Annotated in this window: 25 protein-coding genes; 8 read left to right on the forward strand and 17 right to left on the reverse strand. The window is 52.5% G+C overall.

Annotated features, from left to right (window positions below; translation table 11 throughout):
• Nucleotide 1 precedes the first annotated feature (1 nt).
• Complete coding sequence (locus ACOQH0_RS06230) at nucleotides 2-1162, forward strand: pyridoxal phosphate-dependent aminotransferase (RefSeq protein ID WP_421511790.1); 1161 nt, start codon at nucleotides 2-4, stop codon at nucleotides 1160-1162.
• On the opposite strand, the gene ACOQH0_RS06235 is transcribed toward ACOQH0_RS06230, so the two are convergent.
• From ACOQH0_RS06235 to citR, 3 genes are all read right to left on the reverse strand, one after another.
• The gene (locus tag ACOQH0_RS06235) at nucleotides 1163-1789 is read right to left on the reverse strand and encodes an IbrB-like domain-containing protein (protein WP_421511791.1); all 627 of its coding nucleotides are present in this window, start codon (nucleotides 1787-1789) and stop codon (nucleotides 1163-1165) included.
• Nucleotides 1774-2997, reverse strand: a complete 1224-nt coding sequence (locus ACOQH0_RS06240; RefSeq protein WP_421511792.1) for a phosphoadenosine phosphosulfate reductase — start codon at nucleotides 2995-2997, stop codon at nucleotides 1774-1776. The genes ACOQH0_RS06235 and ACOQH0_RS06240 overlap by 16 nt, the downstream gene beginning before the upstream one ends.
• A gap of 172 nt (nucleotides 2998-3169) precedes the next feature.
• Complete coding sequence (gene citR, locus ACOQH0_RS06245; protein WP_421511793.1) at nucleotides 3170-4069, reverse strand: DNA-binding transcriptional repressor CitR; 900 nt, start codon at nucleotides 4067-4069, stop codon at nucleotides 3170-3172.
• A gap of 631 nt (nucleotides 4070-4700) precedes the next feature.
• On the opposite strand from citR, the gene ahpC reads away from it, so the two are divergent.
• Entirely contained in the window at nucleotides 4701-5264 is a 564-nt protein-coding gene (gene ahpC, locus ACOQH0_RS06250) for an alkyl hydroperoxide reductase subunit C (RefSeq protein ID WP_010428492.1), read from the forward strand.
• Between the two features lie 187 nt (nucleotides 5265-5451).
• Nucleotides 5452-7017 carry an alkyl hydroperoxide reductase subunit F gene (ahpF, locus tag ACOQH0_RS06255; protein WP_421511794.1) on the forward strand — a complete coding sequence of 522 codons (1566 nt, stop codon included), beginning with the start codon at nucleotides 5452-5454 and terminating at the stop codon, nucleotides 7015-7017.
• A gap of 62 nt (nucleotides 7018-7079) precedes the next feature.
• On the opposite strand, the gene uspG is transcribed toward ahpF, so the two are convergent.
• The 3 genes from uspG to rnk form a co-directional block, all read right to left on the reverse strand.
• Complete coding sequence (gene uspG, locus ACOQH0_RS06260; RefSeq protein ID WP_042715222.1) at nucleotides 7080-7508, reverse strand: universal stress protein UspG; 429 nt, start codon at nucleotides 7506-7508, stop codon at nucleotides 7080-7082.
• A 117-nt stretch (nucleotides 7509-7625) separates the two neighbouring features.
• Nucleotides 7626-7715, reverse strand: a complete 90-nt coding sequence (yldA, locus tag ACOQH0_RS06265) for a small membrane protein YldA (protein ID WP_272941838.1) — start codon at nucleotides 7713-7715, stop codon at nucleotides 7626-7628.
• Nucleotides 7716-7843: 128 nt separating this feature from the next.
• A complete protein-coding gene (rnk, locus tag ACOQH0_RS06270) occupies nucleotides 7844-8254 on the reverse strand; it encodes a nucleoside diphosphate kinase regulator (protein ID WP_010428502.1) in 411 nt (136 codons plus the stop codon).
• Between the two features lie 248 nt (nucleotides 8255-8502).
• Between rnk and ACOQH0_RS06275 the strand changes: the two genes are divergently transcribed.
• Complete coding sequence (locus tag ACOQH0_RS06275) at nucleotides 8503-9120, forward strand: flavin reductase family protein (protein WP_421511795.1); 618 nt, start codon at nucleotides 8503-8505, stop codon at nucleotides 9118-9120.
• Here the strand turns inward: ACOQH0_RS06275 and rna are convergent.
• Both rna and dcuC read right to left on the reverse strand, forming a co-directional pair.
• Nucleotides 9114-9887: a ribonuclease I gene (rna, locus tag ACOQH0_RS06280; protein WP_421512330.1), complete on the reverse strand. Its 774-nt coding sequence runs from the start codon at nucleotides 9885-9887 to the stop codon at nucleotides 9114-9116. The two genes, ACOQH0_RS06275 and rna, sit on opposite strands and share 7 nt — an antisense overlap.
• Nucleotides 9888-10017: 130 nt before the next feature.
• Nucleotides 10018-11385 (reverse strand): anaerobic C4-dicarboxylate transporter DcuC, encoded by a 1368-nt coding sequence (gene dcuC, locus ACOQH0_RS06285; RefSeq protein ID WP_089598881.1) that lies wholly within the window; start codon nucleotides 11383-11385, stop codon nucleotides 10018-10020.
• 672 nt (nucleotides 11386-12057) lie between these two features.
• Between dcuC and pagP the strand changes: the two genes are divergently transcribed.
• Nucleotides 12058-12675 carry a lipid IV(A) palmitoyltransferase PagP gene (gene pagP, locus ACOQH0_RS06290; RefSeq protein ID WP_010428517.1) on the forward strand — a complete coding sequence of 206 codons (618 nt, stop codon included), beginning with the start codon at nucleotides 12058-12060 and terminating at the stop codon, nucleotides 12673-12675.
• 190 nt (nucleotides 12676-12865) lie between these two features.
• Nucleotides 12866-13075: a transcription antiterminator/RNA stability regulator CspE gene (cspE, locus tag ACOQH0_RS06295; RefSeq protein ID WP_002439184.1), complete on the forward strand. Its 210-nt coding sequence runs from the start codon at nucleotides 12866-12868 to the stop codon at nucleotides 13073-13075.
• Between the two features lie 218 nt (nucleotides 13076-13293).
• Here the strand turns inward: cspE and crcB are convergent, their stop codons facing one another.
• The gene (crcB, locus tag ACOQH0_RS06300; RefSeq protein ID WP_100165302.1) at nucleotides 13294-13677 is read right to left on the reverse strand and encodes a fluoride efflux transporter CrcB; all 384 of its coding nucleotides are present in this window, start codon (nucleotides 13675-13677) and stop codon (nucleotides 13294-13296) included.
• Nucleotides 13678-13744: 67 nt separating this feature from the next.
• On the opposite strand from crcB, the gene ACOQH0_RS06305 reads away from it, so the two are divergent.
• Both ACOQH0_RS06305 and tatE read left to right on the forward strand, forming a co-directional pair.
• The gene (locus tag ACOQH0_RS06305) at nucleotides 13745-14533 is read left to right on the forward strand and encodes a deaminated glutathione amidase (RefSeq protein WP_421511798.1); all 789 of its coding nucleotides are present in this window, start codon (nucleotides 13745-13747) and stop codon (nucleotides 14531-14533) included.
• Nucleotides 14534-14659: 126 nt separating this feature from the next.
• Nucleotides 14660-14863, forward strand: a complete 204-nt coding sequence (gene tatE, locus ACOQH0_RS06310; RefSeq protein WP_010428567.1) for a twin-arginine translocase subunit TatE — start codon at nucleotides 14660-14662, stop codon at nucleotides 14861-14863.
• Between the two features lie 81 nt (nucleotides 14864-14944).
• On the opposite strand, the gene lipA is transcribed toward tatE, so the two are convergent.
• The 8 genes from lipA to mrdA all read right to left on the reverse strand — a co-directional run bounded on the left by lipA (nucleotide 14945) and on the right by mrdA (nucleotide 23945).
• The gene (gene lipA, locus ACOQH0_RS06315) at nucleotides 14945-15910 is read right to left on the reverse strand and encodes a lipoyl synthase (RefSeq protein ID WP_100165300.1); all 966 of its coding nucleotides are present in this window, start codon (nucleotides 15908-15910) and stop codon (nucleotides 14945-14947) included.
• A 207-nt stretch (nucleotides 15911-16117) separates the two neighbouring features.
• Entirely contained in the window at nucleotides 16118-17071 is a 954-nt protein-coding gene (locus ACOQH0_RS06320; RefSeq protein ID WP_010428572.1) for a YbeF family transcriptional regulator, read from the reverse strand.
• Nucleotides 17072-17352: 281 nt separating this feature from the next.
• Nucleotides 17353-17994: a lipoyl(octanoyl) transferase LipB gene (gene lipB, locus ACOQH0_RS06325; protein WP_421511799.1), complete on the reverse strand. Its 642-nt coding sequence runs from the start codon at nucleotides 17992-17994 to the stop codon at nucleotides 17353-17355.
• A gap of 93 nt (nucleotides 17995-18087) precedes the next feature.
• Nucleotides 18088-18351, reverse strand: a complete 264-nt coding sequence (gene ybeD / locus ACOQH0_RS06330) for a DUF493 family protein YbeD (RefSeq protein ID WP_006177135.1) — start codon at nucleotides 18349-18351, stop codon at nucleotides 18088-18090.
• 106 nt (nucleotides 18352-18457) lie between these two features.
• On the reverse strand, nucleotides 18458-19669 hold the full coding sequence (gene dacA / locus ACOQH0_RS06335; protein ID WP_042715190.1) for a D-alanyl-D-alanine carboxypeptidase DacA: 1212 nt from the start codon (nucleotides 19667-19669) through the stop codon (nucleotides 18458-18460).
• Nucleotides 19670-19808: 139 nt separating this feature from the next.
• Nucleotides 19809-20912 carry an endolytic peptidoglycan transglycosylase RlpA gene (gene rlpA, locus ACOQH0_RS06340; protein WP_421511800.1) on the reverse strand — a complete coding sequence of 368 codons (1104 nt, stop codon included), beginning with the start codon at nucleotides 20910-20912 and terminating at the stop codon, nucleotides 19809-19811.
• Between the two features lie 16 nt (nucleotides 20913-20928).
• Entirely contained in the window at nucleotides 20929-22041 is a 1113-nt protein-coding gene (gene mrdB / locus ACOQH0_RS06345; RefSeq protein ID WP_042715186.1) for a peptidoglycan glycosyltransferase MrdB, read from the reverse strand.
• 2 nt (nucleotides 22042-22043) lie between these two features.
• On the reverse strand, nucleotides 22044-23945 hold the full coding sequence (gene mrdA / locus ACOQH0_RS06350; protein WP_089598886.1) for a peptidoglycan DD-transpeptidase MrdA: 1902 nt from the start codon (nucleotides 23943-23945) through the stop codon (nucleotides 22044-22046).
• Nucleotides 23946-23951 lie beyond the last annotated feature (6 nt).

Genomic DNA, 23951 nt, shown 5'->3' on the forward strand with positions numbered 1-23951 from the left:
AATGAGCAATAACGCATTGATTCCGAAGAGTAAACTCCCCAATCTCGGCACCACTATCTTTACGCAGATGAGCGCCCTGGCGCAGCAGCACAACGCCATTAACCTCTCGCAGGGGTTCCCTGATTTTGACGGCCCGCGCTATCTGCAGGAGCGTCTGGCGTACCACGTGGCACAGGGGGCGAATCAGTATGCGCCGATGACCGGCGTGCAGGCGCTGCGGGATGCCATTGCGGATAAAACGGCTGAGCTGTATGGCTATAAGCCCGATGCGAACAGCGAGATCACGGTGACGGCAGGGGCGACCGAAGCGCTGTATGCGGCGATTACCGCGCTGGTGCGTGCGGGCGATGAAGTCATTTGTTTTGATCCGAGCTACGACAGCTACGCGCCAGCCATCGAGCTTTCCGGTGGCGTGGTGAAACGCGTGGCGCTCCAGCCACCGCATTTCCGCCCTGACTGGCAGGCGTTTGCCGCGCTGCTGAGCGATAAAACCCGCCTGGTGATCCTGAATACGCCGCACAACCCGTCAGCGACGGTGTGGCAAAAGGTCGATTTCGCCGCGCTGTGGCAGGCCATTGCCGAACGTGAGATTTATGTTCTGAGCGACGAAGTGTACGAGCACATCTGCTTTGCAGAGGAAGGGCACGCCAGCGTGCTGGCCCATCCGCAGCTTCGCGAGCGCGCCGTCGCCGTCTCGTCGTTCGGTAAGACCTATCATATGACCGGCTGGAAAGTGGGCTATAGCGTGGCACCGGCCGCCATTAGCGCCGAGCTGCGCAAAGTGCACCAGTATCTGACCTTTGCGGTGAACACGCCTGCCCAGCTGGCGCTGGCGGATATGCTCCGCGCCGAGCCGGAGCACTATCGCGATCTGCCGGACTTCTATCGAAAACGCCGGGATCTGTTTGTGAACGCGCTGAGCAAAAGCCGTCTGGAGATTTTACCCTGCGAAGGGACCTACTTCCTGCTGGCCGACTACAGCGCCATTTCCGATCTGGATGACGTCAGCTTCTGCCAGTGGTTGACGAAAGAGGTGGGTGTTGCGGCGATCCCGCTCTCTGTTTTTTGCGCCGATCCCTTCCCGCATAGGCTGATTCGCCTTTGCTTTGCGAAACAGGAATCGACGCTGCTGGCGGCGGCAGAACGCCTTAACGCGCTCTGATTATTTTACCGTCCAGGCTTCTGAGTATCGACGGTCTGCAAAGAGTTCCAGCAGACCGTTGATCTGCTTGAGGCGCAGGACCTCGTCGCTGTCCATCCCCAGTTCCTGACCGATTTTCGCATCATCCCAGCCAAGCTGAACCAGTTCGCGAACGATATCGGACATCGCATGGATCTGGTGACGGCCGCGCGCCCGGTTATGACGGATGGTCGCCGCCATCCGCTCGCCTTTTTTCTGCCGCGCTTTACGCAGACAGGTGACCGGCAGATAGCCTTTAAGCTGGCGCTTTAATATCGCCCGGTTCGACCCCATTTCGTGGCGATGAAAGCCGTCGACGATTTCATAATGCTGAGCGTCGCTTTCCGTTACCACAATGGGCTGGGTGAAGCCGTCCATCTCCAGCGATTTGCAGAGCAACCGTTTTTCCGGCGGTGCGACGTTATTGGGGTTGTAATCGTTCGCAGTAATCTCGCCCTGTTTGATCCACAGCACGCAGTCGACAGGCTGCTCGCGAAAAGGGCTGTGTTCATGGATGGCCTGGCGAAAGGCGTTGATGGCTTCAATGCGTTGGTCTTCGGGAAGAGACTGAAGATAGCGCGCCATGTCGTTAATCAATCGTTGCTGCATAAGATCCCCCATTCCTTGCGTTTTGACTTTATCCGTTCGCTGTAACGCTGATAGTGCTTTGGTTTGTTAGGACTGAATGAAAGGGCACGACACCAGTAGTCATTGTTGAGTAATACCTTGCACACGCGTCGCCATGACGGAATATCCTTCGCCCCGATATCGCCCTCCTGGGTGTCGGGAATATCGGCCATGCCTCGCTTCTGATACCAGTGCAAATAGATCGCGATTTTATTGCGGTAATGTTCCGCTGTGGTGTGCGGCATGCTGTCGAGCAGCAGCATGGCGTACTCGCGCCAGCTGAGCGCGTCAGGTTTAAGAATTTTACGGTGGCCATAAAAATGATTGTCCTGGCCTGCGTAGATCCCCCCGCTGTGTACGCCGCTCACCCGCTCGCACATGGCCGCCCAGCGTTCGGGCTCAACAACATGATAGAGCCACAGTCCCTGGCGCTGTTCCGGGCCAAAAGGCTCACAGATGCGCATGTAGCGAGGCGGGACGCCTGCCTGAAACATCAGGTCGTAAAGGGGGTTGTAACATCCGCCCGTTTTAGCAAACCATGTCCAGATATCGGCGGTTTTCCAGTCGTAGAGCGGATAGATGTACCAGGCGTGACCGCCCGGGGCGATGGTGGTCCAGGGTTTGTCATCGGCAAAGCGGCGCTTGCGCGCGTTCGCGATAGTCAAAAAACGATTGTAGGATTCATCGGCGCGAATACCGACCATCATGGCTGCCGGACGGCTTTTGGCAAACCAGTCTGAAAATGCGCGGACAAAGGCTTCAAACGTCATGCCGGGCTGGTAGAAATCGAAGTAATCCAGATCGGTAATCGCGTCTGCGGGAGGCTGACGCACCCATCGCTTTCCTGGCTCCCAGCATTGCCATTCAGGGTAAAACTGCGTAAGCGCATTTTGCGTGGTGAGTGGCAGCGCCACCCACCAGCATTGCTCAATGACATCGGCGTATTGCGCAATCATATTATTTACGTGCTGAATGGTATAAGTGAACTGCGCTTCCCAGTCGATAAAGAGCAGGTGGATTTTCTTTCCCATTTTTCGGGCCTCTCGGGCCGTCAAATGCAGCATAATGGTAGAATCCTTCCCCCCTGAAAATGAAACACAAACCCTGGGTAGATTCTCAAGTGTCCATGCAATGCGCTCTTTCGCGGCCTCAAGCACATTTTGATTAAGCGGATACTTATACATTGACATAGCCAAACTCCTCCCTGGATATAAATACCGGATGGGTGTCAATAATGGAGAGAGAATAATAGTAGTGAAAAATAAGAGCAGGTAAATGAAAAAGAGAAATGTTTTTATTATCTATAAATGAGAGTTATCTTTTAACAAAAAAGGAGGCTGTGGGGAACACAGCCTTTTATCTTTATTTTTCTGCAATTTGTTCAATAAAGGTCGAGAAAACCGAACTGTTAAGCGCTGAGCGGTTATAAATCATGTATACCTCAAAAGGCGGAAGCGTAAAAGGCGCCTCTAATTTTTTTAATCTCAGAATGTCTTTGTATTTTTTAAACAGGACTTCTGGCACATAGCCGATTAAATGTGAGGCGCTGATCATAGCGAGAAGGGTGAATATGGAGTCACAGCGAAAACCGATGTTTTTTTCTGCGTGCACTTTTTCCGCCATCGACTGGTAGTGTTTCACACCGGGCTCATCACTGAGGAAAACCGTAAACTTCTCCTCCTGAAGCTCCTCCATCGTGACAACGTCGTTCATGCGAGGATGATCCTGACTGCATACCAGCAGCATGGAATAGGTTGCATAAGGGACGCACACCATTGAACGGTTGTTAACCGGCGCCATAGAGAAAATCAGGTCCGCTTTACGGTACGCCAGTAGGTCTTCTGCGGAATCCGCCGTCAGCAGCATATCGTGAAGTTCTATCTCGTAATTATGATTTCTCATCAACAATTTAAGCGGAGTGAGCAGGTTTTCCGTCGTCAGGATTTGCGGACTGTAGACGACAAAGTTCTTTTTAAGCGCAGACGCATTCATAATGTTGATTGTCTGCTCAAGCTGATTGAGGTTTTGCTCAAGATGATGGTGAAGATTGACACCCACCGTGGTGGGGGTAATCCCTTTCCCCGAACGGATAAACAGGGGGTCACTGAGCTGGTTGCGCAGCCGCTGCAGCGATTGACTGACCGCCGACGGTGTAATGTAGAGCGTTTCTGCTGCCTTACTAATGCTCAGGTGCTGGTAGATACATTCGAAAATGACCAGCAGGTTGAGGTCGAATTTTTTGAGGTCGTAAAGATTTGCCATGTTTCATCCTGAGTGCGCTGCGGTGCGTTATCACATCACTGATAACTATAGAACTAAGTTAACTATTTACCATCCATGATAGTTAACTAACTTAATTGTTATTGAAAACCAACTTAATATATCACGAACGTAGATTAATGAAATAGAACTTCAATGTTCATTAAGATATTTTTATCTTTAAAGGAGAAAATAAAATTGAATAAAAATAGTGTGATTTATATATCGACAAGTAATTATCACGCATTTTTATTTTTTACGCCCGGTTGCGATGACGCGACAGCACCGTTTGGTAAAACCTATCGCAGCCATAGATACGATTGCCCCTTACGTCCATTGCCCTGTGTCAGTACGGGTGGTGTAATCAGGGGGCTGTTACGACCTTGATACCAGGGTAAGTAGAGCGCAACGCAACGCCGGTAGTTTTACCGGCACTGAAAGTTCCTGTGGAAAGTTCAGGTATCAGGGCCGCCCACCAGGGCGGCCTTTTTACTTTCGGGCTTTAGTTTGTTTCACAAGGTTGTCTTGTTCGGGTTGTAAGGTTTGGCTGATTGATTTGATAAAGCATACGCATTAGCCCCGATGAAGAAAGTTGGTTACCTTACCTCTCAACGAAAACACGGAGGAAGTACAGATGTCTTTGATTAACACTAAAATTAAACCTTTCAAAAACCAGGCGTTCAAAAACGGTGAATTCATCGAAGTTACCGAGAAAGATACCGAAGGCCGCTGGAGCGTCTTCTTCTTCTATCCGGCTGACTTCACCTTCGTTTGCCCGACCGAACTGGGTGACGTGGCTGACCATTACGACGAACTGCAGAAGCTGGGCGTAGACGTTTACTCTGTGTCTACCGATACCCACTTCACCCACAAAGCATGGCACGGCAGCTCTGAAACCATCGCGAAAATCAAATACGCGATGATCGGTGACCCGACTGGCGCCCTGACCCGTAACTTCGAAAATATGCGTGAAGATGAAGGCCTGGCAGACCGTGCGACCTTCGTTGTTGACCCGCAGGGCATTATCCAGGCTATCGAAGTTACCGCTGAAGGTATCGGCCGTGACGCATCTGACCTGCTGCGTAAAGTGAAAGCCGCTCAGTACGTGGCTTCTCACCCAGGCGAAGTGTGCCCGGCGAAATGGAAAGAAGGCGAAGCGACTCTCGCTCCATCCTTAGACCTGGTCGGCAAGATCTAAGTCTGTAAAGCCTGGCGGCGCTGCGCTTGCACAGGCCTACAGTATCGTAGGCCGGGTAAACGAAGTGCCACCCGGCAATCAATGGGCGCACCCGCGCCCATTTCATTCCAGCACCATGATGCAAGTTGCATTCAGGCCGCCCGTTAAAGGCAGCTTGCATGATGACGTTTTAAGAGAGGGAAGAACAATGCTCGACACAAACATGAAAACCCAGCTCAAGGCCTACCTTGAGAAACTGACCAAACCCGTTGAGTTGATTGCCACGCTGGACGACAGCGCGAAATCGGCAGAGATCAAGGAACTGCTGGCGGAGATCGCCGAACTGTCGCCGAAAGTGACGTTCAAGGAAGATAACGCGCTGGCTGTTCGTAAGCCTTCTTTCCTGATTACTAACCCAGGCTCCGACCAGGGGCCGCGATTTGCCGGTTCTCCGCTGGGGCATGAATTTACCTCGCTGGTGCTGGCGCTGCTGTGGACCGGCGGTCATCCCTCGAAAGAGGCCCAGGCGCTGCTGGAGCAGATCCGCGATATCGACGGTGATTTTGAGTTTGAAACCTATTATTCACTCTCCTGCCACAACTGCCCGGACGTGGTGCAGGCGCTGAACCTGATGTCGGTCCTGAACCCGCGCATCAAACACACGGCAATTGACGGTGGAACCTTCCAGAATGAAATCACCGATCGCAACGTGATGGGCGTTCCGGCGGTCTACATGAACGGTCAGGAGTTTGGCCAGGGCCGTATGACCCTGACGGAAATCGTGGCCAAGGTGGATACCGGTGCTGAAAAACGTGCGGCAGAAGAGCTGAACAAACGCGATGCGTATGACGTGCTGATCGTCGGTTCTGGCCCGGCGGGCGCAGCGGCGGCGGTCTACTCCGCACGTAAAGGGATCCGCACCGGCCTGATGGGCGAACGTTTTGGTGGTCAGGTACTCGATACCGTGGATATCGAAAACTACATTTCCGTGCCAAAAACGGAAGGTCAGAAACTGGCTGGCGCACTGAAAGCGCACGTCAGCGACTACGACGTGGACGTGATCGATAGCCAGAGTGCCAGCAAGCTGGTTCCGGCAGCGGTTGAAGGCGGTTTACACCAGATTGAAACCGCCTCCGGCGCGGTGCTGAAAGCGCGCAGCATTATCATTGCCACTGGCGCGAAATGGCGCAACATGAACGTGCCGGGTGAAGATCAGTATCGCACCAAAGGCGTGACCTACTGCCCGCACTGCGATGGCCCGCTGTTCAAAGGCAAGCGCGTGGCGGTGATCGGCGGCGGTAACTCCGGCGTGGAAGCGGCTATTGACCTGGCGGGTATCGTTGAACACGTGACCCTGCTGGAATTTGCGCCAGAGATGAAGGCCGATCAGGTGCTGCAGGATAAAGTGCGCAGCCTGAAAAACGTCAACATCGTGCTGAACGCGCAGACCACGGAAGTGAAGGGCGACGGCAGCAAAGTGACCGGTCTGGAATACCGCGACCGCGTGAGCGGCGACGTGCACAGCGTTCAGCTTTCGGGGATCTTCGTGCAGATTGGTCTGCTGCCAAACACCACCTGGCTGGAAGGCGCGATTGAGCGCAACCGCATGGGCGAGATCATCATCGATGCGAAATGCGAAACCAGCGTGAAGGGCGTGTTTGCGGCGGGCGACTGTACTACCGTGCCGTACAAACAGATCATCATTGCCACTGGCGAAGGTGCGAAGGCGTCTCTGAGTTCGTTTGACTACCTGATTCGCACCAAAACCGCATAATAAAAGAAAGTAAGACGACACCTGCAATAGCAAGAGGCCACCGAAAGGTGGCCTCTGTTTTTTTACCGAACGACCATCACCGGAATGTGGGTGTGGCGGATCACGCTGGAGGCATTCGATCCCAGCAGGTGAGTGGTGATCGACGGATTACGTGAGCCAATCACCACCACGTCGGCTTTTAACTCACCCGCCAGTTCGTTTACGGCATCACGCACGCTGCCAAAACGCACGTGGGTTTTGATGCGCGATGGGTCAATGCTGAAGTGCTCAACCATGGTTTGCAGTCGGGTTTCGGCTTCGTGCTGAAGGTGCTCTTCGAAGCGGCGCACGTCGGCGGCAAAACGATGCAGGCTCAAGCTGGCCGAACCCGGTAATACATGAAGAAGATGAATAATGCCGTCCTGCTGCGCAAGGAACTCCGCGTGGCGAACGGCCTTGTCGCTCAACTCCATCTCAAAAACATCAACCGGCATAATGATTGTCTGATACATACCCGTTTCTCCTTGTTTATAAACGCTGAAATCATTCAACCACAAAATAATAGAGGTTTCCGGTATCTGTCTGGCACTTTTAATGTTTTTACGTTTAAGGGCGGTCGAGGAAGCGGGCTACCAATGGCGCTCAAGATACAGCACGGCCATGACGATAATCGCCATAAAAATGAGAAAAATAAGTGTGATAGCCAGTATCTCACTCATGACCGTCCCCGCGGCAACAAAACAGATTAAGCGTGGATTAAGGTGTTTTTGAGCGCTATAGGACAATCGGGTGAAATGACGAAAAGAGGATGCAAGTGCATCCTCTTTGCAGGGCAGGAAGCGCGGGATTAACGAAGGTAATCGCCTGCGGCTTCTGGCTGGTAGAGCAGCTCAAGCACTTCCAGATGCGTCGACGCGCCACCCGGTAGTTCCCAGTGAATGGTATCACCTGTGCGCAACCCAAGCAGGGCCGCACCCACAGGTGCCAGTACGGAAAGCTGTGTGCTGCTGTCGGTCATTTGCGTCGGATAGACCAGCGTGCGGGTCAACTCTTCGCCCGTCGTCAGGTTACGAAATTTCACCTGGCTGTTCATGGTAACCACATCCTGAGGCATGGTCTCAGGCGTGCACATCTGCGCCCGGTCAAGCTCCTCGTTCAGTGCATCGGCTACCGGGAGAGAAGCGAATTCGGGTTTCTCCAGAAGACGGTCAATACGTTCTGCGTCGAGCTCATTAATGATAATTGTGGGTCTGGACATTTTTTACTCCATGTCGTTAATACTGCGTGTAACGCAGAAACCAATCCAAAAGAAAACCCTCGCCGTCTTGCAGCGAGGGTTTAACTCTCCCGATGATACTGGCTGAGCGTGCAAGTTTGAAGTGATGAAGGTCACATTCATGGTCCATATGAATTTTCGCTGAAATTTATTCAGTCTTCATTCCGGGCGGAATACGTTACGCTGAGTCTTTTGAACCTGGGCGTTGCGCGCCCCAACGAGAGAGAACTATGTACTTCTACCAACCGTCTAAGGGTCACGGCCTGCCGCACGATCCGCTGAATGCCATTATTGGCCCGCGCCCGATTGGCTGGATCTCGTCCTGCGACACGAACGGCCTGCTTAACCTCGCGCCGTATAGCTTCTTTAACTGTTTCAACTATCGGCCACCGATCATTGGTTTTTCCAGCAACGGCTGGAAAGACAGCGTGCGCAATATTCACGAAACGGGCGAGTTTGTCTGGAACCTGGCCACGCGCGATCTGGCTGCTGCGATGAACAAAACCTCGGCCATGCTCCCCCATGATGAAGACGAGTTTACCTTTGCCGGACTCACGCCCGTCGCCAGCCAGTTGGTGAAAGCGCCGCGCGTGGCAGAAAGCCCGGTGAATTTTGAGTGCCGCCTGTCGCAGTGCATCCAGCTGACCGGCGCAGACGGTACGCCAGTGGACACCTGGCTGGTATTGGGAGAAGTGGTCGGTATTCATATTGCTGACAAGCTGCTGGAAGAGGGGATTTATCAGACCGCAAAAGCGCAGCCCATCCTGCGTGCGGGTGGGCCGACGGCGTATTACGGCATCAGCGATGAACACCGGTTCGATATGGTGCGTCCAGGCGCGGGTCAGTAACCGGCTTTATCAATAACGAACTGTTTGCCGCAGTTGCCTGGATGCGGTTGCGGCGCAAAAGAGGCCGACGAGAGAGGGGCATTAATGGTGTCGGCTTTCAGGGAGATCTGCATCTCGGTCAGATAAGCCGGATTGCCGTTACAGGTAAGCTTAATGGCTTTGACGTTCTGTTTGCCCCAGCTTTTCGCGACGGCACTATCAAAGTCACGGCGGCTGACGGTCTTGCCGTAGTTATCCGCCAGAAATTTACCGACTGCGCTGGTTTTAACATCCTGATTTAAACGCACCATGGTGCCGAAGTAAGCGTCGGGATCAAAACCAAAGCAGACGCCATGTTTGGCATATTCGTAACGTTCCAGGCAGGAGTTCCCGCCCGCGCCGGGCATCACGCTGTTAAGCTTTGCGGCGCCTGAAAGTGGCAGCCCGGTTTCTGCGGCAGAACATTTACGGCTTGCTTTTGCTTCAGGCATGTTCGGGACGGGGCGGGTGGCGCAGCCAAAGCGCATCCAGCGGCGTTCATCTACCCCGCGTGACGCGATGGATTTTGGCAGGCCAGGCCATAAGCCGTGCACGGTCAGGAAATCAGTTTTGCTGGCGCTCTCTTTTTGCAGGCGACATTCATCGGGTTCATTGCGATTGCGTTCGACCATGCTCTGACAGAATCCGGTTTGCCAGGAAAGCGCCAGAACGTAGCGATCGAAATCGCCATATTGCGTTGCCTTGAGGGGTTCTGCTTGTGCGGAGAAGACACAAAGGGCAAGCGCCATAGCGCCAGATGGGATTGCGATATCCTTACTGAACATTTGATTTCCTGATCGATTGAGTGCAATTAATTTCTGGAAATGATTAAAGCACAAAAAGCGCCCGCAGGCGCTTTTGGGTTATCAGGAATTTCGCTTAGGCGGCGCCGGGAACCAGCACTTCAGTGGCGATGATCACGATGATCAGGCCAACCAGCACGGGCACTGACGTCCGTTTCACTACCTCAAATGGCGAGATTTTTGCCATACCGGCGACGGCAACCACCACACCCGATACCGGAGAGATGGTACGGCCCAGGTTTGAGGCCTGAAGCATCGGGATAGAAAGGTAAGCCGGGTTAATGCCAGAGGAGTGAGCCAGTTTCGGGATCATCTCAACGAAGGCATAAAACGGTGCGTTACCGGAACCCGTGGTCATTGCCGCCAACATGGTGAGGATCACCAGGACCAGCATCAGGATAATGCTGGCAGAGCCGAACGAGGTGGCGATGGAGATCAGGCTCTGAATAAAGCCGATGGTGCTGAGACCCTGGGCAAACACGCCCGCGGCAACCAGCAGCATCACGACGCCAGCAAACGCATCCGCCATCCCGCGATAGGCCACTTCCAGTCCTGAGAACACCTTCTGAGTGTTGAAGCCACGCACAAATTCCAGCAAGGCTGCCAGCAGCATACAGATCACCAGAATGGTGATGATGTGCAGCTGTGGACCCCATTTGCCGTCAAAAATCAGTACCCCGATAATCGGGGTGAACGGCAGAATGGCGTAAAACGCGGGCGCAGTGGTGGTGATTTCACTCACGTCCAGCATTTCATGGCTGATGTTCTCTTTCTTATCGAGATAGCGCTGCCAGAAGAAGTGGGCGATGCCCATACCCACGATGGCAACAATGGAGATGGGCAGCGTGGTCTTAAAGGCGAAATCGATGAGTGACATCTCCGCCGCCTTTGCCGCCAGCACAACGTCGCCGGAGGTTGGGGAGAGAATAATGGCTGCCGGAGAGGCACAAATTGCCGCGGCCGCGCCACGGCTGATACCGACGTTGACCATAACCGGGAACAGCGTTGCCATTAACAGTACGCCAAGTCCGGTTGCTGACGACACCGCAAGGGACATCAGGCAGGCGAGGAAATAGGCCGCGACCATGAGCAAATAGGGGGAGTTGATGTACTGCAGTGGTTTCGACGCCAGTTTGACCACCATATCGTTTGCGCCGATATGGGTCATATAGGCGGCAAAACCGCACAGCATCATAATCATCATGCCCAGGTCGCCACCGCGGCTCATGAGCAGAATTTTTATATATTCAACAATGTCGGTGGCCGTGTAGCCGGTGCTGGCTGCGCTGGCAGGTAACACCTGATGACCCATTAGCGCGCTAACAATCAGCAGGGTTAAGCCGCCGACAAATAACACGCCTGTGGCTGAGTACCCTTTAATGATGTAGCGGGCTACACCGACAATGACGACGACTCCGATAAGGAGTTCGATAAACGTAAGCATGATTTCCCCTGTCTCCTTGCTACCCGAGAGCACAAATAATCAATAAAAAAGAAGGATGAGAATGTGCCGAATTATTGCTCAGTCCTTGCTGATTAAAATCAATAAAAAGACTACTAAAGAAGGCATTGACGCTATTTTTGCCATCACTCCGGCATTTATGTCATATGGGTATTGACCGCCGGATACACCATTATATGTCATTTAGCGCACGGCAGGTCGGGAACGTGCGGGGCGCTGAAGCCTGTCTCTTCTGTGCACCTGTCAGCCTTTTGCTATAAGCCATATGATGCGTGTGGCTCAAAATCCTTTTTTCTTCACCGGGGATAGTATTATTTTGACGCCACGTATAAATATTTATTACATGACAAATAAATTGAAAAAGAATTTATGGGTTCTTCTTGGGTGTGTTTTATTATGCAGAATGATTTTTTTAATATATCGCCATTGGCCTTCAGGTTCTGTGGCTGAATATAGTAGTGATAAAGTAGAAGTGATATGAATATGTACCAAGGTGAGAACGGATGGCGGGCTTACTGACGTATGCTGAGGGCGGCGGCAGAGCCCGGCAGGGCTGGCGTGCATCTTCTCATCCATTTTATAAGAATATTCTTGGATTTAGGGCCATTAATTAGGAATAACGCTGATGTTGTTAAGGATTCATTCAACTATTCTATGGTAAACTTTGCCTTGAATACTAAGAATGGTAATTGCATTGTGATGGTACGTAATAAATTTTTCCTGATTTTATTGTTTATTTTTGGGCAGTTAACTTTCTCTTCTGTCGCCAGGGCAGAGGATAACGCGGCGGATAAAGGTTGGTTCTCAACGTTTACGGATAACGTCGCGCAAACCTGGAAGGAGCCAGAACATTACGATCTCTATATTCCGGCGATAACGTGGCATGCACGTTTTGCCTATGACAAAGAAAAAACGGACCGCTACAACGAACGTCCCTGGGGAGCGGGTTTTGGTCAGTCCCGTTGGGACGACAAAGGAAACTGGCACGGACTGTACCTGATGGCGTTTAAGGACTCCTACAACAAGTGGGAGCCGATTGGCGGTTACGGCTGGGAGAAAACGTGGCGTCCATTAGCGGATGAGAACTTCCATCTTGGCCTGGGCTACACGGCAGGCTTTACGGCGCGTGATAACTGGAAGTACATTCCGGTCCCAGTCTTGCTGCCGTTGGCATCCATTGGCTATGGTCCCGCGACGTTCCAGATGACCTACATCCCGGGAACCTATAACAACGGAAACGTTTACTTTGCCTGGATGCGTTTTCAGTTTTAACTGACAAAACGTTACAAACTGGCGAAAAAGTGCACTCTCGTTGAATCGTAAAGGATAAAAATCCGTCAACGAAAATTAACGCGACTTTTGTCACTTTTTAGCAAAGATCCGCTGGACAAAAGGTTCCACAATTGATGTACTGATACCCGACACAGCATTTGTGTCGTTTTTTAATGTAAAGGTAATTTTGATGTCTAAGATTAAAGGTAACGTTAAGTGGTTTAATGAGTCCAAAGGATTCGGTTTCATTACTCCTGAAGATGGCAGCAAAGATGTGTTCGTACACTTCTCTGCAATCCAGTCTAATGGTTTCAAAACCCTGGCTGAAGGTCAGCGTGTTGAGTTTGAAATCACTAACGGTGCCAAAGGCCCTTCTGCTGCTAACGTAATCGCTCTGTAATTCAGACGCGTCAGCAAGAATTTCAAAACCCGCTATTTGAGCGGGTTTTTTTCGTTCTGAATCAACCAATCAGATACATTTTCAGGAAGCTGGCGACGATTGCCACGCTCAGCAAAACCATTCCTGCGCTCATCAACTGTTCTTTCATACTGTCACCCTCGCTCCGTATTACGTCCAGAGTGACAGAGAAAAATTAAGCCAACATTAACGTCGGGCGATTAATGCGCGCTGGCGGAAGAAAAGAGCCAAAATGCGATCCCGGTCATCGCAAATGAACCGAGCATATTGATGGCGATGTTCGTTAATGCCCAGCCAATGCGACCTTCCTGAAACAGGAACACCACTTCAGCAGAGAAGGTGGAGAACGTCGTTAAACCGCCACAGAAGCCGGTGGTAATCAATACCTTCCACACCGGGTCGATATGTGTCATGCGGTTAAACCAGGCTAGCCCCATGCCGATAATAAAGGCACCAATCAGGTTTGCTGCCAGGGTTCCCATGGGAATGGCCTGATGAAGAGGGTTAAACCGCATACTCAAAAACCACCGCGCAACGCTACCCGTGCCTCCGCCAATAAAAACGGCTATAAGTAGTTGTAACACTGTCAATACCTGCTATTGGATGTGTAAGTACGTCGAGTGTAACGCTGTTTTTGACCGGGGGACAAATATGTATGTTGCGGTAGGGCAGTTTGCGGTAACGCCGGACTGGAATGAGAATGCGGGAACATGCGTCTCCCTGATGGCCCAGGCGCGACAGAAGGGGGCATCCTTGCTGGTGCTTCCCGAAGCGCTGCTGGCACGGGATGATAACGATCCTGATATGTCGGTTAAGTCGGCGCAGTCGCTGGATGGGGCGTTTTTGCAGCAGCTGCTGACAGAGAGCGCTGGCAATCTCATGACGACCATTTTTACGGTGCATGTTCCTTCTGCGCCGGGCCGGGCAGTGAATACGCTTGTGGCTATCCGTGGCGGCGAGATTATTGCACGCTACGCTAAGCTTCATCTCTATGATGCGTTCAACATTCAGGAGTCGCGTCTTGTCGATCCCGGCGACAGCGTTTCACCCCTGCTGGAGGTCGATGGATTTAACGTGGGATTAATGACCTGCTACGATCTGCGTTTTCCAGAAATGGCACTGAATCTGGCTTTACAGGGTGCCGACGTCCTCGTATTGCCAGCGGCCTGGGTTAAAGGGCCCTTAAAAGAGCACCACTGGGCGACGCTGTTGGCCGCAAGGGCGCTTGATACCACCTGCTACGTGGTCGCCTCAGGAGAGTGTGGGAATAAGAATATTGGACAGAGCAGGGTTATCGATCCGTTGGGCGTGACCATCGCCTCAGCAGCCGAAGCGCCAGCGCTTTTAATGACCGAGATACTATCAGAGCGAATTGCGCTTGCACGTCGGCAGTTACCCGTTCTTCGCAATCGACGGTTTGCGCCACCGCAATTATTGTGATGTTTTTTTCAACAATGCTTGATTCACCTTGTTACAGATTGCTATTGTGTGCGCGCGTCAAATGTCCGTTAATACGATCGGGTTTTTGGCGCTTAATGCAGCCTGTTTTATGTAAAGAAGGTATCTATGGGTGAGATTAGTATTACCAAACTGCTGGTGGTTGCCGCACTGGTCGTCCTGCTGTTTGGTACCAAGAAGTTACGCACGTTGGGTGGAGACCTGGGTGCTGCCATTAAAGGCTTTAAGAAAGCGATGAATGACGATGACGCGGCCGCGAAGAAAAGCGCCGAAGATAGTGTTCCTGCAGAGAAGCTTTCGCACAAAGAGTAATGGCAATCCTGCAAGGCTTGCATAAAAAAACCGGCTCATGAGGCCGGTTTTTTTGTGTTTCTGTAAAAAGATATTACAGGTTTATTTTACTTCTTCGCCTTTCGCCTGCATATCGGCGTGGTAGGAAGAGCGAACAAACGGGCCACACGCTGCATGGGTAAAGCCCATCGCCATGGCTTCGGCTTTCATCTCGTCGAACTCATCAGGGCTAACATAGCGCTGTACCGGCAGATGGTGACGGCTTGGCTGCAGATACTGCCCCAGCGTCAGCATAGTGACACCGTGGCGGCGCAGATCGCGCATCACTTCGATGATTTCGGCATTGGTTTCACCGAGACCCACCATCAGACCGGACTTGGTCGGAATATGCGGATGCGCTTCTTTGAAACGCTCCAGCAACTTCAGAGACCAGTTGTAGTCTGCGCCTGGACGCACCTGACGGTAAATACGCGGCACGTTTTCCAGGTTGTGGTTGAATACGTCTGGTGGGGTAGCGGTCAGGATATCCAGCGCGCGGTCCATACGTCCACGGAAATCGGGAACCAGCGTCTCAATCTTGATGTTTGGGCTTTTCTCACGGATGGCAGTAATGCAGTCTGCAAAGTGCTGTGCACCACCATCACGCAGGTCATCACGGTCAACCGAGGTGATAACGACATAACGCAATGCCATGTCGGCAATGGTTTGCGCCAGTTTCTGCGGCTCGTTCACATCTGGCGCAACAGGGCGGCCATGAGCAACGTCGCAGAACGGGCAGCGGCGGGTACAGATAGCACCCAAAATCATAAATGTCGCGGTACCGTGATTGAAACATTCAGCAAGGTTAGGGCAGGAGGCTTCTTCACACACGGAGTGAAGGCCATTTTTGCGCATCGCCGCTTTGATCCCCTGGATACGCGAAGAGTCCGCCGGCAGTTTGATTTTCATCCACTCCGGTTTTCTTAACAGCGCTTCGCGCTCTGTAGCCACGTTTTTAACCGGGATAAGGGCCATTTTATCGGCATCGCGGTATTTAACACCGCGTTCCATCACAATGGGTTTACTCATAGCGTGCGTGTTCCAGTTGCGAATATCGAAGGAAAGCGTTTCAATTCAAGGGAATGTTGTATTTATCAACTATTTTTGAACGAACGACAGGCAGTATATCATTGAAACGGTCGGTAAAGCAGCCTGCCAGGTCGCCAATTTGTAAAATAGTTGTTGTTTTGTGCGTTTTGCCCCGCATACAGCAGGGGCTTGTGCTGCCAGGCGAGTTCAGAAGGCCTGGCGGATAACGTTGATGACGTTTTCCAGTACCGGATCGCGCAGGCTTAGCTTGTTGTAATGCAGCGAAATTTCAAGCGTTTCGTCATTTAACTGATCGAGCGGAATGCTCTCCAGCGGCCAGCATTTGCGCAGCAGGTTAAAGAGGCGCAGAGGCATTACGCACAGCATGTCGCTACTGCCAATCAGGGATGCAACGGTAAACATATTGTAACTGCTGAAGCTCACCTGGCGCTCCGGGAAGAGTTCATCAATGCGCTGCCGTAGCGGGTTGGATCCCTGGCCTTCTGCCATAAAAGAGGAATGCTCGTAGGCACGCAGGTTTTCTAGCGTCAAAGGCGCATTGAACGCGGGATGATGCTGACGGCATACCAGGATCAGGCTGTCGGCGTACAGGACATGCTGGCCTAAAGCCCTTGCACTGAAATTATTGCTGTCAATGATCAGGTCGGTCTGGAACTGCGCCAGTTGGGTTTCAGGATCATTCACGGTGACGTTGCGGATCAACAGCTGCGGCGCATGTTGCTTTATTGTCTTGTAGATAGCAGGCATCACCAGCACGCCCAATGATGGAGAGGTGCCAATAGTGATGGTTCTGTGTTTATCGTAGCTGCCCGTGAGGTCCAGCGCGCCGAGAATCGATTCCAGTCCCTGGCTAATGTATTCATGCAGATGTGTGGCATAAGCCGTAGGGGTTACGCCCTGGCCCTTACGTATAAATAACGGATCCGGGAAAATAGCGCGCAGCTTTTGAATTGACTGGCTAATTGCTGAGGGGGTCAGATTGAGAATTTTCGCAGCGTTAACGATACCCTTATGGACATAAACTGCCTCAAAAATAGTCAACAGGTTGAGATCAATATTACGTAAAGTCCGAAAAATTTGTGGCTTATCTTCACCGCCGGGTTCATTCAGGCGTTTGGCTGGTAAATTAGTAGACTCCACGCTTTCACTCCGTATCCATTCACAATATGAATGATAGTTGAATTTATTTATTATGCTTGCAGAGATTCGTAAAGTGTTTCACATGTTCAACGAAAACAGACAGTTGGGTGATTGTCACGCAAGTAATATGGGATCCGCAGGCGGCACTATCAAATTGATGAATAATATGTATCGCTAATATGCGGGCGCTTCGAAAATATAGAATCTGCTGATTGTTGTAAAGCGTAAATGCGGGAAATAGCTGTGGCCCGTCAAATAATCGAGCCACTAGCAAGCATATATTAAGCAGGGATATATTCGTGAGAAGGATTGTTAAGCAGTGCTAAAAAGTTCTTCAAAAGGACAGGACGAATTATTTCCGGGGTGGCGGTGGCTACCCACTGGCACATTTGCGTCATCTCCATACCCGCATAGCCGCACGGATTGATGCGCAGGAAGGGGGCGAGATCCATATTGATATTGAGCGCCAGCCCATGGAAGGAACAGCCTTTACGAATGCGCAGACCCAGCGAACAGATCTTCATCTCTCCCACATATACGCCCGGCGCATCCGCACGCGGATGGGCATCAATGCCGTATTCTGCGAGGGTGTTTACGACGGTTTGCTCCAGCAGGGTGACAAGTTCACGGACACCCAACTTTCTGCGCTTCAGGTTGAGCAACACGTACATCACCTGCTGACCCGGACCATGATAGGTCACCTGCCCGCCACGATCGCTTTGTATCACCGGGATATCGCCCGTCATCAACAGATGTTCGGCTTTTCCTGCCTGCCCCTGGGTAAACACAGGAAGGTGTTCTACTAACCAGATTTCATCGGGTGTGGTTTCATCGCGTGAATCAGTGAAGTCATGCATAGCCTGGGAGACAGGCTCGTAAGGTTGAAGCCCGAGATGGCGGACAAGAATGTTATCCTGGTACAAAACGACGTCTCCGAAGACGGGGAGAAAAGGGTGCGGAAAGTATATCACAGCAGGGAGAGGGGTTACCCGGCAAACCGGGTAACCGCAGAGGGACTACAGCACCATACGAACGATTTCGATATTGCCGAGTTCTTCGTACAGCGTCTCAACCTGCTCAATGTGTGTCGCAGTGATGGTAATAGAAACCGAGTGGTAGTTGCCCTTGCTGCTTGGTTTTACTGACGGAGAGTAGTCACCCGGCGCATGGCGCTGTACCACTTCAACCACCTGATCAACCAGCTCAGGCTTCGCCAGACCCATTACTTTGTAAGTAAATGAGGTAGGGAATTCAAGCAGTTCGTTAAGTTTGGTTTTCATGTCAGCTCCGGCGTAACGTCAAAAAATAATAACTCCCACGTCGGGTGGGAGTTATCAGGATACTTAGTATATGGGGATCAAAATCACACTTTCAAGTGTTCAGTTTTTAGCCAAACCAGTGGTGGAACATCAATTTAATGTAATCAATGATTTTGCTGAAGAAATTGCCTTCAGGAATTTCATCCAGCACCACGAGCGGACGCTGATCGATGGTTTTGCCGTCAAGCTGGAAGTTGATGGTACCCACAACCTGGTTCTTCTGCAGCGGGGCGTGCAGTTCGGTGGTGTTGAGCACGTAGCTCGCTTTCAGATCTTTCATGCGGCCACGAGGAATGGTCAGATACAGATCTTTATCCACACCCAGGGAAGCACGGTCATTATCACCGAACCAGACTGGCTCTGAGGCGAACTCTTTACCCGCTTTCAGCGGATTGACGGTTTCGAAGAAACGGAAGCCCCAGGTCAGCAGTTTTTTGCTTTCGGTTTCACGGCCTTTGAAGGTGCGACCGCCCATCACGGCGGAAATCAGGCGCATCTGGCCTTCAGTCGCAGAGGCCACCAGGTTGTAACCCGCTTTATCGGTATGGCCAGTCTTGATGCCGTCAACGTTCAGGCTGTTATCCCACAGCAGGCCGTTACGGTTGGTCTGACGGATCCCGTTGAAGGTGAACTCTTTTTCTTTATAGATGGTGTATTCGTTCGGGACATCACGGATCAGCGCCTGGCCAATCAGGGCCATGTCACGTGCAGAGCTGTACTGACCGTCTGCGTCCAGGCCGTGTACGGTCTGGAAGTGACTGTTTTTCAGACCCAGTGCGGAAACATAGCTGTTCATCAGGCCAACAAACGCGTCCTGGCTGCCTGCTGCGAAATCTGCCATGGCGACGCAGGCGTCGTTACCAGACTGCAGGTTGATACCGCGGATCAGCTGGGAGACGGGAACCTGCATGCCAGGTTTCAGGAACATCAACGATGATCCTTTGAACACCGGGTTACCGGTCGCCCAGGCATCGTTACCGATGGTGACCAGGTCGGTTTCTTTGAATTTACCTGCCTTCATGGCCTGGCCGATAACGTAGCTGGTCATCATTTTAGTCAGGCTGGCCGGATCGCGACGGGCATCGGCATTCTGTTCTGCCAGAACTTTGCCAGAGTTGTAATCGATCAGGATGTAGGATTCCGCGTCGATTTGCGGAACGCCAGGGATCATGGTCTTGATGTTCAGGTCATCCGCGTGAGCTGCAGAGAGAGCAGCTGCGCAAAGGGCCGCGGTCAGCGCCATGCGCTGCACAAAACGAGCAGAAAAAGTGGTCTTCATGGTCAGAACTACGACATCCGTGATGGAATTAAAAAAAGTGCCTTACTATAGCAAATGCTATACAGGCAGGCATCCGACTTTCATCATGAGATTGTGAATGTGTTTTACACAAATTGACATTTCGGATACCGCCGATTCATTACTTCGCAACAGTGATAAATGACTGGAGCTGCGCTTCACTTTGCAAACGCTGTTGCAGGGAAGCTGCCTGAGATTTGCTGGCAAACGGCCCCATCTGAATACGCCAGACTGCACCGTTTTGCTCAACGCGGCCCGGCACGCTGAACTGCTGGCTTAAGCGCTGCTGATACTGCTGTGCACGTGCCCGATCGCTGACGGCGCCGACCTGAACCACGTAACTGCCGCTTGCGGCCGCAGGGGCGGGAGTACTTTGCGTGGTCGCTGGTGCGGTCACGGGAGCAGGTTGCGTGACTGGGGCTGCGGCAACCGGGGCTGGCGTGGGTTCACTGCCTTCAAGGACGCCAGAGGATAAAGTTGTCGGCGCACCGAGGAAACCGCTGCTTTTCACCGGGGCACCGGTACTGTCATCGCTTTGTAACGTATCGTTACTGATGGCGCGGACTTCGCCCTGTGGTTGAGCTGGCTCTGCAGGGGTAGACGCGCCTCCCATTCCACCACTCAGGTCAGGACGAGCCGGCAGGGCATAGGTTTGTTTCGCGACAGTCGTACAGGCGGTGCCTGGACCTGAAAGGGTACCATCCTGCGCGACGATAATCGGATCGATACGCACTTTGGTGTTGTTCGAGGTGTTCAGACGGTCAGCCGCTGCGCGGGACAGCGAGATCACGCGGTCATTCCCGTATGGGCCACGGTCGTTGATACGCACGACGATCATACGGCCGTTCGCCAGGTTGGTGACGCGAGCATAGCTTGGGATCGGCAGCGTAGGATGCGCCGCCGTGATTTGCATCGGATCGAAGGTTTCGCCTGATGCGGTCAGGTTACTACCCGGCTCGGCATCATAAATGGCGGCAAAGCCAGCCTGGCTGAAACGGGAAGGATCCTGAACAATTTTGAAGCTTTTGCCGTCGCGCTGATAATCCTGATTCGCCGTTGCGTTCAGCGGTTCATAGATCGGATCGGCACCGCTAATTTCAACAATCGGGCCGTTACAGACCGCAGGCTGCGGCGGCGCGACGGTTGCCTGTTGCTGACCATCATCACTCGTGCAGGCTGCAAGTAAACTTGCTGCGATGCAGATCCCCAGCCACTGCTTACGCATTGCGATCCCCTTATTTTTATACGCTTTTGGACAACATTTTTCTGTGGGTATGGATCGACATGACGATACCAAACCCGGCCATCAACACGATCAGTGCCGAGCCCCCGTAACTCACCAGCGGCAGCGGTACGCCTACAACCGGCAGAATACCACTTACCATACCAATATTTACGAAGACATAAACGAATAAAATCAACATCAATCCGCCTGCCATCACGCGACCAAAGGTGGTTTGCGCTCGTGCGGCAATCCACAAACCTCGCATGATCAGCAGCACGTAGAGCGCCAGCAGAATTAAGATGCCAACCAGCCCTAACTCTTCCGCCAGCACGGCAAAGATAAAGTCGGTGTGGCGTTCCGGTAAGAATTCCAGCTGCGACTGTGTACCGTGCAGCCAGCCTTTCCCGCGCAGGCCACCGGAGCCAATCGCAATCTTCGACTGAATAATATGATAGCCCGCACCCAGCGGATCGGTTTCCGGATCGAGGAGCATCATCACGCGCTGGCGCTGGTAATCATGCATCAGGAAGAACCAGAGGATGGGGATAAAGGCGGCAACCAGCACCACCGCGATACCGATCAGACGCCAGCTTAAGCCTGACAGGAACAGGACAAACAGGCCGGACAGTGCGATAAGAATCGAGGTGCCGAGGTCAGGCTGTGCTGCAACCAGCAAGGTCGGCAGGAAAATCAGCACCAGCGCGATCGCGGTATTTTTTAGCGAAGGCGGGCAGACATCGCGGTTAATAAAGCGCGCGACCATCAGCGGTACGGCGATTTTCGCGATTTCCGACGGCTGGAAGCGGACGATCCCCAGATCCAGCCAGCGCTGTGCGCCCTTGGATATCGCACCAAAGGCATCAACCGCAACAAGCAGGATGATACAGAAAATATAGAGGTAGGGCGCCCAGCCTTCGTACACGCGGGGTGGAATCTGCGCCATCACCACCATGATGACCAGGCCCATCGCGATTTGGCCAATTTTGCGCTCCATCATGCCGATGTCCTGACCGCTGGCGCTCCAGATAACCAGGGCGCTGTATACCAGTAAAGCCAGCAGAATCAATAGCATGGCAGGGTCAATATGGATCTTGTCCCACAGCGATTTTTTATTCGGATTATCCGTCATGATTATTGGTCCTCCGCCGCAGCGGCTGCCGGGTTTTCTGCCGGCAGTTCGGTGTTGTTATCACCCAGCATAATGTGGTCGAGGATTTGACGCATGATGGTACCTACAGCCGGACCTGCACCGCCGTTTTCGAGAATCATCGCCACTGCAACCTGCGGGTTATCATAAGGGGCAAACGCCGTCATGAGCTTGTGGTCACGCAGACGTTCAGCAATTTTGTGCGCGTTATAGGTTTCGTTTGCCTTCAGGCCGAAGACCTGCGCGGTACCCGATTTAGCGGCCACTTTGTAGGGTGCGCCAGCGAAGTACTTATGCGCCGTCCCGTTTGGGCGGTTTGCCACGCCGTACATACCGTCTTTGGCAATTTCCCAGAAACCGGAATGGATGTCGCCCACCGGTGCCTCATGCGGCTGGATCCACGGGACTTTCTTGCCATTCTCAACCGTACTTTGCAGCAGATGCGGAACCTTCACCACGCCGTCGTTGATGAGGATCATCATCGCTTTGTTCATCTGCAGCGGGGTGGCTGTCCAGTAACCCTGGCCAATCCCGACCGGAATGGTATCACCCTGGTACCACGGCTTCTTAAAGCGCTTCAGTTTCCATTCGCGGGTGGGCATATTGCCAGAACGTTCTTCCGCAAGATCGATGCCGGTGTAGTGTCCGTAGCCGAATTTACTCATCCACGTCGACAGACGATCAATACCCATGTCATAGGCGACCTGGTAGAAGAAGGTATCCGCAGACTCTTCCAGTGATTTGGTCACGTTCAGATGACCGTGACCCCATTTCTTCCAGTCGCGGTAACGTTTTTCAGAGCCTGGCAGCTGCCACCAGCCGGGGTCAAACAGGCTGGTATTGCGATTGATCACGCCCGCACTCAGTGCAGAAACCGCAACGTAAGGTTTTACCGTTGACGCAGGCGGGTAAACACCCTGTGTCGCACGGTTCACCAGCGGGGTGTTCGGATCGTTAAGCAGACCGGAATAATCTTTGCTGGAGATACCGTCCACGAAGAGGTTAGGGTCGTAGCTCGGCATGGAAACCATAGCCAGAATCCCACCGGTGCGCGGGTCGGTGACGATAACGGCGGCACGGCTGCCAGCCAGCAGGGTTTCGATATACTGCTGCAGCTTAAGGTCGAGTGTCAGATACACATCATGACCCGCCTGCGGCGGTACCTCTTTCAGCTGGCGGATTACGCGGCCACGGTTGTTAACTTCAACCTCTTCATAACCGGTTTCGCCGTGCAGCACATCTTCATAATAACGCTCAATCCCCAGCTTACCGATATCATGCGTTGCGGCGTAGTTGGCCAGCTTGCCGTCTTTATCAAGGCGGTCAACGTCTTTATCGTTAATCTTGGAAACGTAGCCAATCACGTGCGTCAGCGCAGAGCCGTAAGGATAGAAGCGGCGCTTATAGCCTTTCACTTCCACGCCGGGGAATCGATACTGGTTCACGGCAAAACGGGCCACCTGCACTTCTGTCAGGTTGGTTTTGACTGGAATAGACGTGAAGCGGTGAGAACGGGAACGCTCTTTTTTAAAGGCGGCGATATCGTCATCGTTGAGATCGACCACGCTTCTCAGCGCGTTCAGCGTATCCTGCACGTTGTCGACCTTTTCCGGCATCATCTCGATTTGATAGATGGTGCGGTTTAAGGCCAGCGGCGTGCCGTTACGGTCGTAGATAATGCCGCGGCTTGGCGCGATCGGTACCAGCTTGATGCGGTTCTCGTTTGAACGCGTCTGGTAGTCGGTAAAGCGGACAATTTGCAGATTATAGAGGTTGGCGATCAGCACGCCGGTCAGCAGCAAAATCCCCGTAAAGGCGACCAGCGCCCGGCGCACAAACAGCGCGGACTCAGCCGTATAGTCGCGAAAAGAATTCTGTAGTTTCATCCGCTG

It is taken from the genome of Enterobacter sp. JS8-1 (assembly GCF_049187015.1).
In the GTDB taxonomy this organism is placed as follows: Bacteria; Pseudomonadota; Gammaproteobacteria; order Enterobacterales; family Enterobacteriaceae; genus Enterobacter; species Enterobacter mori.